The organism is Cloacibacterium caeni, assembly GCF_907163105.1.
GTDB lineage: Bacteria > Bacteroidota > Bacteroidia > Flavobacteriales > Weeksellaceae > Cloacibacterium > Cloacibacterium caeni_A.
On record NZ_OU015321.1, the window covers coordinates 2249645 to 2263651 of the forward strand.

11 protein-coding genes are annotated in these 14007 nt (G+C 33.3%); 8 read left to right on the forward strand and 3 right to left on the reverse strand.

The window, feature by feature from the left end; translation table 11 throughout:
- Nucleotide 1: 1 nt before the first annotated feature.
- A complete protein-coding gene (locus KKQ76_RS10500; protein WP_213197097.1) occupies nt 2-1402 on the reverse strand; it encodes a nucleoside recognition domain-containing protein in 1401 nt (466 codons plus the stop codon).
- A gap of 346 nt (nt 1403-1748) precedes the next feature.
- Between KKQ76_RS10500 and KKQ76_RS10505 the strand changes: the two genes are divergently transcribed.
- From KKQ76_RS10505 to KKQ76_RS10525, 5 genes are all read left to right on the forward strand, one after another.
- The gene (locus KKQ76_RS10505; protein WP_213197098.1) at nt 1749-3875 is read left to right on the forward strand and encodes an elongation factor G; all 2127 of its coding nucleotides are present in this window, start codon (nt 1749-1751) and stop codon (nt 3873-3875) included.
- Nucleotides 3876-4268: 393 nt separating this feature from the next.
- Nucleotides 4269-5426: an ImmA/IrrE family metallo-endopeptidase gene (locus KKQ76_RS10510; protein ID WP_246501392.1), complete on the forward strand. Its 1158-nt coding sequence runs from the start codon at nt 4269-4271 to the stop codon at nt 5424-5426.
- Complete coding sequence (locus tag KKQ76_RS10515; protein WP_213197099.1) at nt 5423-5995, forward strand: DUF4411 family protein; 573 nt, start codon at nt 5423-5425, stop codon at nt 5993-5995. The genes KKQ76_RS10510 and KKQ76_RS10515 overlap by 4 nt, the downstream gene beginning before the upstream one ends.
- Nucleotides 5996-6076: 81 nt before the next feature.
- Nucleotides 6077-7612, forward strand: a complete 1536-nt coding sequence (locus tag KKQ76_RS10520; RefSeq protein ID WP_213197100.1) for a YifB family Mg chelatase-like AAA ATPase — start codon at nt 6077-6079, stop codon at nt 7610-7612.
- Between the two features lie 20 nt (nt 7613-7632).
- Nucleotides 7633-8091 (forward strand): DUF5362 family protein, encoded by a 459-nt coding sequence (locus tag KKQ76_RS10525; protein WP_213197101.1) that lies wholly within the window; start codon nt 7633-7635, stop codon nt 8089-8091.
- A gap of 184 nt (nt 8092-8275) precedes the next feature.
- On the opposite strand, the gene KKQ76_RS10530 is transcribed toward KKQ76_RS10525, so the two are convergent.
- Entirely contained in the window at nt 8276-9382 is a 1107-nt protein-coding gene (locus KKQ76_RS10530; RefSeq protein WP_246501393.1) for a DUF3078 domain-containing protein, read from the reverse strand.
- Nucleotides 9383-9547: 165 nt separating this feature from the next.
- Between KKQ76_RS10530 and KKQ76_RS10535 the strand changes: the two genes are divergently transcribed.
- The 3 genes from KKQ76_RS10535 (at nt 9548) to gdhA (ending at nt 12990) form a co-directional block, all read left to right on the forward strand.
- The gene (locus tag KKQ76_RS10535; protein WP_213197102.1) at nt 9548-10318 is read left to right on the forward strand and encodes a rhomboid family intramembrane serine protease; all 771 of its coding nucleotides are present in this window, start codon (nt 9548-9550) and stop codon (nt 10316-10318) included.
- Nucleotides 10319-10342: 24 nt separating this feature from the next.
- Nucleotides 10343-11446 (forward strand): DNA-processing protein DprA, encoded by a 1104-nt coding sequence (gene dprA, locus KKQ76_RS10540; protein WP_213197103.1) that lies wholly within the window; start codon nt 10343-10345, stop codon nt 11444-11446.
- A 185-nt stretch (nt 11447-11631) separates the two neighbouring features.
- Nucleotides 11632-12990: an NADP-specific glutamate dehydrogenase gene (gene gdhA / locus KKQ76_RS10545; protein WP_213197104.1), complete on the forward strand. Its 1359-nt coding sequence runs from the start codon at nt 11632-11634 to the stop codon at nt 12988-12990.
- Between the two features lie 448 nt (nt 12991-13438).
- Here the strand turns inward: gdhA and KKQ76_RS10550 are convergent, their stop codons facing one another.
- Nucleotides 13439-13930: a YkgJ family cysteine cluster protein gene (locus KKQ76_RS10550; RefSeq protein ID WP_213197105.1), complete on the reverse strand. Its 492-nt coding sequence runs from the start codon at nt 13928-13930 to the stop codon at nt 13439-13441.
- Nucleotides 13931-14007 lie beyond the last annotated feature (77 nt).

The window sequence follows — 14007 nt, forward strand, 5'->3', positions numbered from 1 at the left end:
ACTACCCAAAAAACAAATACGCCATTAAAATAGAAGTAACAATTCCCACTAAATCTGCCAACAACATCGCACCAACTGTATAACGCGTGTTCTTAATTCCTACCGCTCCAAAATACACTGCAATCACATAAAAAGTAGTATCTGAACTTCCTTGTAAAATCCCAGAAAGTCTCGCAGGAAAAGAATCTACGCCAAAAACATTCATTGTGTCTACCATCATTCCTCTTGCTCCTGAACCAGAAAGTGGTTTGATTAAAGCCGTTGGTAAACCGTCCACAAAGCGGGTATCAAGATTGGCAATTTGGGCAAACCATTTCATTCCGTCTATAATGACATCAAAAACACCAGAAGTTCTTAGTAATGAAATCGCAATCAGCATTCCTACCAAATACGGAATAATTTTCACACAAACATTAAATCCTTCTTTTGCGCCATCAATAAACGCATCGAAAACATTTATTTTTTTGTAAACAGCTCCTGCGATAATTGCAAAGAAAATCAACAAAATCATTCCGTTGCTGATGAGTTTACTTACATCATCTAATTCTTCTTTGCTCAGTCTTACTAAAAACCAAACCAACAATGCAATGAGTGCCGAAATTCCACCTACGAAAGCCAAAAGTGTAGGCTGAAAAAGATTTATTTTTTGTTTGATGGAAACAATAATCATCGCGGCCATGGTTGCACAAAAAGTCGCAATTAATGTGGGCAAGAAAATATCAGTTGGCGTTGCAGAATTCATGGAAGCTCTAATCGCAATAATAGAAACCGGAATCAGCGTTAATCCACTTGCGTGAAGACACAGAAACATAATTTGTGCATTAGAAGCTCTGTCTTTATCAGGATTTAAGGTTTGTAAACTTTCCATGGCTTTTAAACCAAAAGGCGTCGCAGCATTATCCAATCCCAATAAATTCGCTGCAAAATTAAGCGTCATATGACCGAAAGAAGGATGATTTTTAGGAATTTCGGGGAATAATTTCGAGAAAAATGGTTGAATCATTCTTGAAAGAAAATTGATACCACCTGCTTTTTCGGCGATGCTCATAAAACCCATAAAAAGCGTCATAATTCCTATTAAACCAAGGGAAATTTCTACCGCAGTTTTACTGGTAGAGATTACACCATCCGCTTTTTGAACTCTATAAATAGCCACTTGATTAGTAGAATCTTTTTTGTAATTAATTCTCGCAATTTCTGAGTCTGGATTTTCGGTTAAAGATTTCTGAATTTCCGCAGAAAGTTTTTGAACAGGAACTTTAGCAATCTGAACCGTGTCTCCACTTTTTCCTACCACCAAATCATTATAAATTGCTTTGTAGTTATCGCTAAATAAATATTTAATACTTGCCACTACAATGGCTACAATAATAAATGCGCTCCAAATTCTGCTTAAAACCATTTCCTTGAAAAATTTTGATAAAAGTAACTAATTTTGCTGGAAGTCAGAAGTCAGAAGTCAGAAGTTTTTTAGAAAAAGTACAGAAATGTTTTCTACTTTTTTTAACCTCAAACATCCAGCTTCCATCACCTCACAATTCCCGACCTTTCAAAAATCATGTTCCAAAGTTTACATTGTATTAAAATCTTTTGTAATTTTAGTATCCTAAATTTTTACATTCAAAGTGCCTTTTAAGACATTCTTGATTTTAAAAATTTTCGCCTTATAAGGAATTGCAGAGTGCATTCCGTCTGAATTTTAGTAAATCAGATGTGATAGATGAAAATAATTTTAAAACTCAAAAGATATGAGCACTAACACTAAAGACCTCCGTAACGTAGTTTTACTCGGGCATTCAGGAAGCGGTAAAACTACATTTATAGAAACCATGCTCTACGAAGGTGGAGCGATCAAAAGAAGAGGAACTGTAGAACAACACAACACCGTTTCCGACAATACCGACCTAGAACACGAACGCGAAAACACGATTTTCTCACATCAAATGTTCGTGAATTGGAAAAAAAATAAAATCAACGTTTTAGATACCCCTGGTTTTGACGATTTCGTAGGTGAAGTAATTGCCAACTTAAAAGTAGCAGATACTGCACTGATTATGGTAAATGCTGCAGCTGGTGTAGAAGTAGGCACTGAATTGGTTTGGGAATATGTAGAAGATTACAAAACACCTTCTATTTTCGTGATTAATCAGATGGATCACCAAAAAGCAGATTACGATGCTGCTTTAGAACAACTTAAAAATAGATTTGGAAGCAAAGTGATTCCTATTCAGTATCCACTGAACTCTGGTGAAAGTTTTAACCAAATTGTGGATGCCTTGAGAATGGTAATGTACGAGTTTCCTGCAACTGGTGGTAAACCAGAGAAAAAACCAATCCCAGAATCTGAAATGGTAAGAGCCAATGAAATGCACAATGCATTGGTAGAAATGGCAGCCGAAAACGAAGAAGGATTAATGGAAAAATATTTCGAAGAAGGTAATCTTTCTGAAGAAGAATTGGCACAAGGTTTAATGATTGGTTTAGCAAAACACGATTTCTTCCCAGTATTTGTAGCTTCTGGTGCTAAAGATATGGGCTCTGGTAGAATTATGGGCTTTATAGATGATATCGCTCCATCTCCAGCTGACCGTTTTGGTAGCAAACTAGAAAATGGCGAAGTTTTGGCTTGTAATGCTGCAGACAAAGCCACTATTTTCATTTACAAAACTCAATCTGAACCGCAAGTTGGCGTAGTTTCTTATTTCAAAGTATTCTCTGGCGAAATAAAACCAGGTGATGAACTGATTAATGCCAATAACGGTGAACTCGAAAGAATTTCTCAAATTTTCGTAGCAGAAGGAAAAGAGAGAACCGCCGTAGATAAATTAGTTGCGGGTGACCTAGGTGTTACCGTAAAACTTAAAAGCGGACATTCTAACAATACCCTCAATACAAAAGGTGTTGATAGAAAAATAGAACCTATGAAATTCCCAGAAAGCAGACTGAGAAAAGCTGTTTTCGTAGAAAATACAGCAGAAACAGAAAAACTTTTTGCTGCGCTTAATAAACTTAAAGAAGAAGATCCTACCCTAAAAGTAGAAATAGACCATGATACGCACGAAGCGATTTTAGGAGGACAAGGTCAGTTGCACCTAGACTTGGTAAAATACCGTCTCGAAAAAGATTTCGGAGTGAAAATGGAAATGAAAAATCCTAAAATTTCTTACCGCGAAACCATCACTGGAAAAGCAGAAGCAGATTACAGACATAAAAAACAATCTGGTGGCGCTGGACAATTTGGTGAAATTCACATGAGAGTAGAAAACTACTATGAAGGAATGCCAGAACCAGAAGGTGTAAATATTAGAAGCAAAGAATTCGAAGATTTACCTTGGGGCGGAAAATTTGCTTTCTACTGGTGTATCGTAGGTGGAGCGATAGATTCTCGCTACATCGGTGCCATTAAAAAAGGAATTATGCAACAGTTGAAAGAAGGTCCATTAACTGGTTCACACTGCCAAAACATCAGAGTTTCTGTATATGACGGAAAAATGCACAGTGTAGACTCTAATGATATTTCTTTCCAATTGGCAGCTTCTGGTGCGTTTAAAGAAGCGTTCCATAATGCGCACCCTCAATTGCTAGAACCTATGTATCATGTAGAAATTCTAGCTCCAGACGAATGTACTGGTGATGTAATGGGAGATTTACAAACCAGACGTGCCATGATTTCTGGAATGGATAGCGAAGGTCATTATCAAAAAATTATGGCAGAAGTTCCATTGGCTGAAATGAACGATTATGGTTCTACATTGCGTTCATTAACAGGAGGTAGAGCAAAATTCTCTATGAAATTTAATGACTACCAATTGGTTCCTGCCAATGTACAACAAGACCTCGTGAAAAAACATGCTGCTGAAAAAGTAGAAGCATAGTTTTTCTAATATAATTTCGAAGAAAACCTCAGCGCAAGTTGGGGTTTTTTGTTGGGTGCATTTTCTTTTTTCTTGATAAAAATTTCACCAAGTAAGTAGCACTCAAAAAGCAGTCTTTTAGGAGTCTTGCTCTACGTTTGTTCGTGGTTTGCTCGTGTTTCCTTCGAATCAGCCTCGGAAAAGTACCATAAATTACGAACAAACCACGAGCAAACCTAAAACTTGAATGGGACTTGAGTGGAATTTGAGCGGAATTTAAGTCAAAGAAAATAAGAGAGATATTAAGGTTCTTAAAACTTTCGTATATTTGGAAATTATGAGTTATTTTATTGGTTTTTAGCTTCCAAGAAAAATAAGTTGTAATTTTGCACAAATAAATTTTTTAAGAAATTCTTGAAAGTAGAACAAAACATAAAAAGGCTTAAATATCTTCTATCATTATTTAGTATGACGATAGATGATCTTCTTATATTAATAAGTGATGGTTTAAAAAATCCTATTTTAGAAGAAGAAATTCTTTCAGACAATATAAAATTAAGCCATTTAAAAAGAATTGATAAAGTTTTTAATAAAGGACTTCACTTTTATTTAGACCCAAAGTCTCCCGAAGTTTCAAAAGACGCAAGTATTTTCTTTAGAAAATCAAAATTTGATGCAGATTTAAATATTGGTGCAAAAAAAATTGTAAATCAATTTGAAGAATTTAAAATTTCTCTATCGGCTATTTCTAAATTAGCTGAGATAAATACTGATAGGATATTACCTATTTTTAAAACCACAGATAATCCTCAAAAAGTTGCGTTGGAAATACGAGAAATTTTATATCCTGAATTTCAAGATAGCTTAAGAGACTTTTTAAAGTCATTAATTTCAAAGTTTGCAGAAAAAAATATTTTAGTTTTTGAATTTATTGAAACTTGGAATAAAAAAGAAAAAGCTAATATTGATGGATTTTTTCTAAATCCAAATGTAATTGTCTTAAAAAGACAGCAAAGCTCTTTTAGACGTGAGATATTTACTTTAGCTCATGAGTTAGGCCATTATCTCTTGAATATTGAAGAAGTTGATAATTTAGAATTAGCAGATTTAGCAAATCACAATTTATCAAAAATTGAAAAATGGTGTAATGATTTTGCTTTCTATTTTATTGCAGGTGAATATGGAAATGTAATTGATAGACTTGAAAAAGCAAATAGTTTAAATGATTACAATCATGAAATTGTAGAAGAAATTTCCAAAAAAACTCATTTAAGTCAAATTGCAATTTTTACAAGACTTTTATTAAACAATCAAATATCGCCCAAAGATTACAAAAATGTAAAGGCTGATTTTGAAGAACAGTTCAGGTTAAAACAATTAGAAGAACAAAAACAAAAAGAATTAGACAAACAAAATGGAATTCAAAGAGGTGGCGCTGTACCTAAACCAATTAATTCTCCTTTATTAATTTCAACTATTCAAACAGCCTTTTATGAAGGTGTAATAAATGAATTTGATGTTTGTAAAACATTAAATATAACTCCAGATAAATTAGATAAATATATTCAATGAAAGTAATAATCGACACTAACTCACTTTTGTCGTTGGTTCGTTATTACTTACCGTTTGACAAAGAAAATTTACTATTCAATTTCATAAAAGAAAAAATTGAAATTGGCGAAATAATTATAATAGATAAGGTTTATGAACAATGTACATATAATGCAAAAGGTTTAATATTAAAACAATTAGCATTTTTGACAGATAAATCATTTTTAAAGAAATCAAAAACACCGTACAAAACTGATTCTTTAATTGCTCCATCTCCAGCGAAATTTCTAAGAATGGTAGAAAATCAGTTCGTTGTTGGAGTACAACGAAAAAAAATTAATGATGTCGAATTCGAAGTAAAGAAAAATCAACATCTTGAAGATGCTGACATAAAACTAATACTTCTATGTCTCAACTTAATTAAGAATGAAGAAAATGTTTATCTTGTAACTGAAGAAACTACTGGAGGCAATGATAATAAATTATTTGTTAAAATTCCTCTTATGTGTCGTGAATTAAGTATCAAGTGTATTACATTACCCAAATTGATTAAGTTATATCTTGACGACTTTGAACTACATTTCAAATAAATAAAACCTCAACCAAAAATTGAGGTTTTTTCATTTCAAAAAAATCCTTACTTTTACTTTTGTAAAAAACGAATAACCAAAATGCTAGTAAAGATTTTCGGGAGCGCTATTCATGGCGTTTCGGCGCAAACCATCACTATAGAAGTTAATGTAGACACAGGCGGAGTAGGCTATCATCTTGTAGGCTTACCAGATAATGCCATTAAAGAAAGCAGCTATAGAATTAATGCCGCACTCAAAAATGTAGGCTACAAAATTCCAGGTAAGAAAATTACCATCAACATGGCTCCTGCAGATTTGCGCAAAGAAGGTTCTGCGTATGATTTAAGCATTGCCATTGGGATTTTGGCAGCTTCAGACTTAATAAAAGCCGAAAATTTAGAAAAATACATCATCATGGGCGAACTTTCCTTAGACGGAGGTTTGCAACCGATAAAAGGCGTTCTACCCATTGCGATAAAAGCCAGAGAAGAAGGTTTCAAAGGCATTATTTTACCAAAACAAAATGTAAGAGAAGCCGCAATTGTCAATAATCTGGAAGTGTACGGCATAGAAAACATTAAACAAGTTATTGATTTCTTTAACGAAGATATTCCACTAGAAAGAACAGAATTTGACACCCGAAAAGAATTTCAAGAAAAAATAGACCATTTTCCTTTTGATTTTTCTGAAGTCAAAGGTCAAGAAACGGCAAAACGTGCGATGGAAGTTGCCGCAGCTGGTGGTCATAACATTATTCTCATCGGTCCTCCTGGAAGTGGAAAAACCATGCTCGCTAAACGCGTTCCAAGTATTTTGCCACCATTAACCATGAAAGAAGCGTTGGAAACTACCAAAATTCATTCTGTGGCAGGAAAAATGGGCGCCAATAATTCTTTGATGACAGTTAGGCCTTTTAGAAGTCCGCATCACACGATTTCTGACGTGGCTCTAGTTGGTGGCGGAAGTTATCCTCAACCTGGCGAAATTTCTTTGGCGCATAATGGCGTTTTGTTTCTGGATGAGATGCCAGAATTTAAAAGAACAGTTCTGGAAGTAATGCGTCAACCTTTGGAAGACCGAGAAGTGACGATTTCCAGAGCGAGATTTTCGGTGAATTATCCTGCAAGTTTTATGTTGGTGGCAAGTATGAATCCATCACCAAGTGGTTATTTCCCTGATGATCCTAATAATACTTCGTCTCAATTTGAAATGCAACGCTACATGAATAAACTTTCTGGGCCTTTATTGGATAGAATTGATATTCACATTGAAGTTCAAAAAGTAGAATTCGAGCAACTTTCAGACAAAAGAAAAGGCGAAAGCAGTATTGCAATTAGAGAGCGTGTTTTGAAAGCCAGAGAAATGCAAAATGTGCGCTACCAAGATTTAGACATCAGTTACAATGCTCAAATCGGGCCTAAAGAATTAGAAAAATACTGCGAACTGAATGAAGATTCTAAGAACCTCATCAAAAACGCAATGGAAAAACTAAATCTTTCGGCGAGAGCTTATGACAGGATTTTGAAGGTTTCTAGAACCATTGCAGATTTAGAACAATCAGAACATATTCTTTCTCATCATATTTCTGAAGCGATACAATACAGAAGTCTGGATAGAGAATTTTGGAATGCTTAATTTTTTAAACTATATAATTTATGGAAAACAATTTACATGTAGAGAACGGCGATAATTTAGTAATCGATTGGCGTTCGAAAGAATTTTTAAAAGAAACAGCAAAATGGACTAAGTTTTTAGCCATTTTAGGTTTTGTTGGAATCGGATTCATGGTTTTGGGTTCATTAGTAATGCTTTTTGCTCCGTCATCATTAATGTCTAATGGAGATTTTCCTTTTGGTGGAAAAATATTTATGATGCTTCTTTATTTGGCATTTGCTGTTTTATACTATTTCCCAATTTCTTACTTGTATCAATTTTCAGAAAATACTAAAAAAGCAATTGAAAACAATGACAATAACGCTATTAGAGATGCATTTGAATTTTTAAAATCTCATTATAAATTTATGGGGATTTTAACTATCATTCTGCTTTCTTTTTATGCCATTATTATTTTCATTGGACTTATTGGAGCGGGAGCTGCTGCAATGATGAATTGATAGCTTGCTAAAAGTTTTAAAACGCAAAGATTTAAAATAAAAGATTAACCTTTTTAAGAAAACAAAGCAAAATTCGCTAGCGAATTGATAAAGCAAATGCTTAAAATCTCTATTATTGAGCGTAATAATAAAAAATCCACCAATAATTTGGTGGATTATATTTTTCTAAATTATTTAAATTTCATTATAAAAACGGCTTTACTACTTTTTTAACTTTTGGCTTGTCTTGGTTTTCTACGCCTAAATTATAAGAAAAACCTATACCTAAAGTTTGCTTAAACTGCATTCTCTTAATTTGATCATGATCGTACAATAAATCTGCACTTACATTAGCAGAAATCAATTTATTAACTCTAAAGTTCAATTGACCGTTGTAAGAAAAATCCACTCGTTCTGTATGATATAAATAATTGGTAAAGAAGTTCAGTTGATTCACTAAATTAATGTCTTTATAAATTTTTTGTCTGTACAAAATATTCACCATGGCTCCTAACTCTTTTCTGAGACTTTGACCATCTTTTTCTAAACCGTAAAAACCTACTTTTTGCAAATGTTTATCGGCTACGATGGTAAACTTACCATTAATCGGTCTAAAAATGACTTGGAAGTTTTCATTAGGATTATACGAAATACCAATACCCGTATTAATGTATGCTGGTGCTAAAAATTTAGAAATTCTGTCATCAAAATTCGGACTTGGCGTTTTCACATAATTATAACCCGGCGCAAACTGAGAAATAAACTGAAAACCTGAAGACAAGTAATAATTCTTCCCTAAATCATAACCATAATTCGCCATGATATTGATGAAATCTTCTGTTTTTCTAGTGGTTTGTCCGCTTGCTGCTACAATTCCGTATCCTAATTGGAAATTATTTTCTAAATAATGCTTTCGTTTTTTGAAACTCAAATTATAGTTGATTTTCCCTAAAATCCCAATGTTATTATTTCCCCCAGAATTCCAATTGCTAAAACTTGCTTGGTTAAAAACCATATTGTTTTGACCATAGAAATACCAAACTTTTTCTTCTTTGGTCTTAATCAATTGAAACGGTGTAATAGGAATCTCTGTGCCGAGTTCCGCAGTAATTTTATCGGTTTTTAGAATAATGGAATCCTTGTGCTTTACATCTATTTTTTGCAAATTAATTTCTGCCAAAGAATCTAAGTTAGGAATGTTTTTTTTCCAGTTTTCTGCGCTAATGGAATCTAGAATTCTTTTACTCTCAATTTGGGAGTAATACATATTTATAGATAGACAACCAAACACAAAAATTAACAACTTCTTCATTTTCAAAATTTAAAAAACCAGTTCAAAAATACAATTTGTAAAACGAATGGAAGTCTTGAAAACGAAAAAATCTTACTTTTTGTCTATAATTTTTAAAAAAATAGGGGATTTATAGTCAAATTTTCCATAAAATTGTCTTGGCATTTATTTAGTCACATTTTATTTATGCTAAAAAACACCATCCACATCAAAGCGCTTTTAATTCCTCTCTTCATGCTTTTTGCCATGTGGTTAGGTTTCTTTTTACAACACATCGGTTTTGTAGAAAACTGCGAAGGTTCCCTCATTCCTCTAGTTCCTGAAGGATTAAAAGGCGTAATATTTTCTCCGCTTTTACACGGAAATTTAGAACATATCGCCAGTAATTCTGTGCCGATTGCAGCATTGCTGTTCTTGCTTTATCAGTTTTATCCTAAATTGGCTAATCATGTATTTTTTTACGGATGGATTGTTACGGGACTCGTAGTTTGGTTACTGCCACCTATGAATTTTTTCGGACAAGAAGCTACTTATACCTGCATCATCGGAGCAAGTGGAATTGTATACATGCTTGCATTTTTCTTATTCTTCAGTGGAATTTTCAGAAAAGACAAAAAACTGCTTACCGTTTCTCTTTTAGTCGCCTTGTATTACGGAAGTTTAATCTGGGGAATTTTTCCAGAAGAATTATTCTATCGATTAGACGAACCGAGCCGAATTTCTTGGCAAGCTCACCTTTCTGGAGCGGTAGTTGGCCTTTCTTTGGCGCTAATTTTTAGAAAAAAACATCAAGAAAAAAAGAAAAAATTCATTTGGGAGTTCCCGAATTATTACAGCGAAAAAGACGATAAACTTTGGCAAGAATACATCGAAGGTCATCCTGAACATTTTCTAGAAATGCCACAGAAAAAGAAAGAAGAAATCTGGGAACATTTAGACGAAATCAGAAAAAAGTAAAGCGATTTTTTCTTATTTTTGAGAATGTTACATGAAGAACATCTATATTCCATAGCGTTACGCGCTACTCCGCTTATTGGCGATGTAAATTTTATGAGATTGGTAGAAATTACAGGTTCTGCCAAAGAAACTTGGCATCTTTCTAAGAAATTGCTCAAAGAAATTCCGGGAATTGGCTCGAAAATTACGAAAGAAATCGGCAACGAAACTTATTTGAAATTCGCAGAAAAGGAAATTGACTTCTGTGAAAAAAATAACATTAAAATTAATCTTCGCCATTTAAAAGAATTGCCAAAATTACTTTCTAATTGTGATGATGCTCCTGCAATTCTTTACCAAAAAGGAAGTTTAGACGAAAGTTTAACTCCCATTTCCATCGTAGGAACCAGAAACATGACGAGTTATGGCAAACATTTCATTGAAGAATTTTTAGAAATTTTAAAAAATAAAAAAGTCCTCATTGTAAGCGGATTAGCACTCGGAACAGATGGTTGCGCTCATACAGAAGCCTTGAAAAATCAACTGAAAACAGCAGGAGTTTTAGCTCATGGTTTGCATCTTATTTATCCTTCTCAGCATAAAAAATTAGCCGCAGAAATTCTAGAACAAGATGGCGCTTTACTCACCGAATTTAATTCTAATGATAAACCAGACCGCGAACATTTCCTGCAAAGAAACAGAATTGTAGCAGGATTTTCGCCTGTTACCATTGTGGTAGAAACCGCTTTTGGTGGCGGTTCTATGAGTACGGTAAGCTATGCCAATGATTACAACAGAGAAGTTTTTGCCTTGCCAGGAAAAATCAATGATAAGTACAGCCAAGGTTGTAATTTGCTCATTGCACAGAACAAAGCCAGAATTTTACAAAATTTTGAAGAAATATTAGACGAATTGCAATTGGGCAAAGAAAAAGAAAAGATAGGAAGCCTTTTTGCTGCGAGAGAAATTAAACTGAGCAAAGAGTTGCAACCGATTTATGACACGATTGCTTCTCAATCTCAAATTTCGTTAGATGACTTGAGCGAAAAACTAGACATTCCTCCTTATAAATTATTGCCCATTTTGCTTGATTTTGAGTTAAAAGGATACATTAAAGCACTTTCCGGAAAGCAATATTCTATAATTTAAAAATTCACAATTTTTTAATATTTCATTATTTTTCACATAACATCATGTTTTCTTTAATAGAAACATTATAATTATGAATTTAATAAAATTTTTAACATAATTTATATAATTTTCATTAAAGTCAAAATATTCCTTGTGAGAATAGAAAAAAAAATTAAATTTGTCTTTAATAATTCATAACATCTATGGAACAAAACACTATCGAACAAAAAATACAAGAGTTCGTTGCGAAAATTGAAGCAAAAAACCCAAATGAGCCAGAATTTTTACAAGCGGTAAAAGAAGTAGCGGTTACAGTTATTCCTTTTATTGCTACCAAAGAAGAGTACAGAGGAATGAAGCTTCTAGAGAGAATGGCAGAACCTGAAAGAGTAATCATTTTCAGAGTTCCTTGGGTAGATGATAAAGGTGAAATTCAGGTAAATAGAGGTTTCAGAATTCAGATGAACTCTGCAATCGGACCATATAAAGGAGGAATCAGATTCCATCCTACAGTAAACTTATCAGTGCTTAAATTTTTAGCATTCGAACAAGTTTTCAAGAACTCATTAACTACTCTACCAATGGGTGGTGGAAAAGGAGGTTCTGACTTTGACCCAACAGGAAAATCAAACAACGAAATTATGCGTTTCTGCCAATCTTTCATGACGGAAATGTGTAAACATATCGGTCCAGAAACAGACGTTCCTGCAGGAGATATCGGAGTAGGTGCTAGAGAAATTGGTTACCTTTTCGGTCAATACAAGAGAATTAGAAATGAATTTACTGGAGTTCTTACTGGTAAAGGTTTAGCATACGGAGGTTCATTAATTAGACCAGAAGCTACAGGTTATGGTGTAGTATATTTTGGTGAACAAATGCTAAAAACTAAAGGTGAAGATTTCAAAGATAAAATCGTAACCGTTTCAGGTTTCGGAAACGTAGCTTGGGGAGTTATCAAAAAAATAGAAGAATTAGGCGGAAAAGCAGTAACTATTTCTGGTCCTGATGGTTATGTTTATGATAAAGACGGTATTACTGGCGAAAAAATAGATTTCTTATTAGAATTAAGAGCTTCTGGAAACAACAGAGCTGAAGATTATGTGAAGAAATTCCCAACTGCAGAATTCCATGCTGGTAAGAGACCTTGGGAAGTAAAATGTGACGTAGCGATTCCTGCTGCTACACAAAACGAACTTCACCTAGAAGATGCTAAAAATTTAGTAGAAAACGGTTGTAGATGTGTAGTAGAAGCGGCAAACATGCCTTCTACATTAGATGCTATCAACTATTTCTTAGATAATAAAGTGCTATTCAGCCCAGGAAAAGCTTCTAACGCTGGTGGTGTAGCAACTTCTGGTCTAGAAATGACGCAAAACTCAATCAGATTAAACTGGAGTTCTGAAGAAGTAGACGCTAGACTGAAAGAAATTATGATTGGTATTCACAATGCTTGTAGAAAATACGGTAAAGAAGAAGATGGATACGTAAACTATGTAAAAGGTGCTAATATTGCAGGTTTCGTAAAAGTAGCTGAAGCAATGCTTGCACAAGGTGTAGTCTAAATAATTGATGATTTTTTCAAAATAAAGACCCGTAAAACGGTAGAAAGTCTCGGATTTTATTCGAGACTTTTTTATATTTGAATAATGAAAGTATTCCTAATCAATTTATTTAAATATTCATATTACGAGGTTTATTTGCAATATAAATCAAATCCGTTTTGGGGAATAATTACCAAATACAAAATATCAAGATATTATGGATCTGGTTTGTTTTTCTTTTTATTTCCTTTATTTCTTTCGGCTTTTATTTTAAAAATGAAGTTTATAGGATTTTTCATTCTGATTTTTCCTTTCATTCTATTTTTATTTTATGAAGATAAATTAATTAATTTTGAGAATATTGAAACTGAAATAAATCAATTTTATCTAAACAAAAGTCTACATAGAAAATGTAAAATAGTTCTTAATACGAGTTTAGTTATATCTTATTTAATTTTGACTCTTATATTTATTTTGAACCAACTTTACTAATCATTTTTTCCACAAAAGTAAATGCAGCAGGACAAATCACCGTGTTTTTCAGCATGAGATTATTGATTTGATAAATCTTTTTTCTATCCGTATGAGGATATTCTCTGCACGCTTTTGGTCTTACTTCATAGATGGAACACGTGTTATCTTCATTCAGGAAAAAACAAGGTAAATTTTGCAGAACTTTGTCATTATCTTCGTCTATTCTCAGAAATTTTGCTTCAAAATCTGCTGGTTTCATTCTCAAATGTTTCGAAATTCTCTCGATGTCTTTTTCGGTATACAATGGTCCTGTAGTTTTGCAACAATTGGCACAAGACAAACAATCTATTTCCTCGAAAACCTCATCATGTACTTCCTGCACTACATAATCCAAATTTTTCGGTGTTTTTTTCTTGAGATTTTCCAGAAATTTCTTGTGCTCTTTTTGCTTTTGTAAAGCTTGATTTTTATAAAATTCTAAATCCATCTTATCATTAATGATGCAAAATTAAAACTAATTGACTGAAATCATAAATTTTTGATGTTTTAAACCTCTATTTTTGT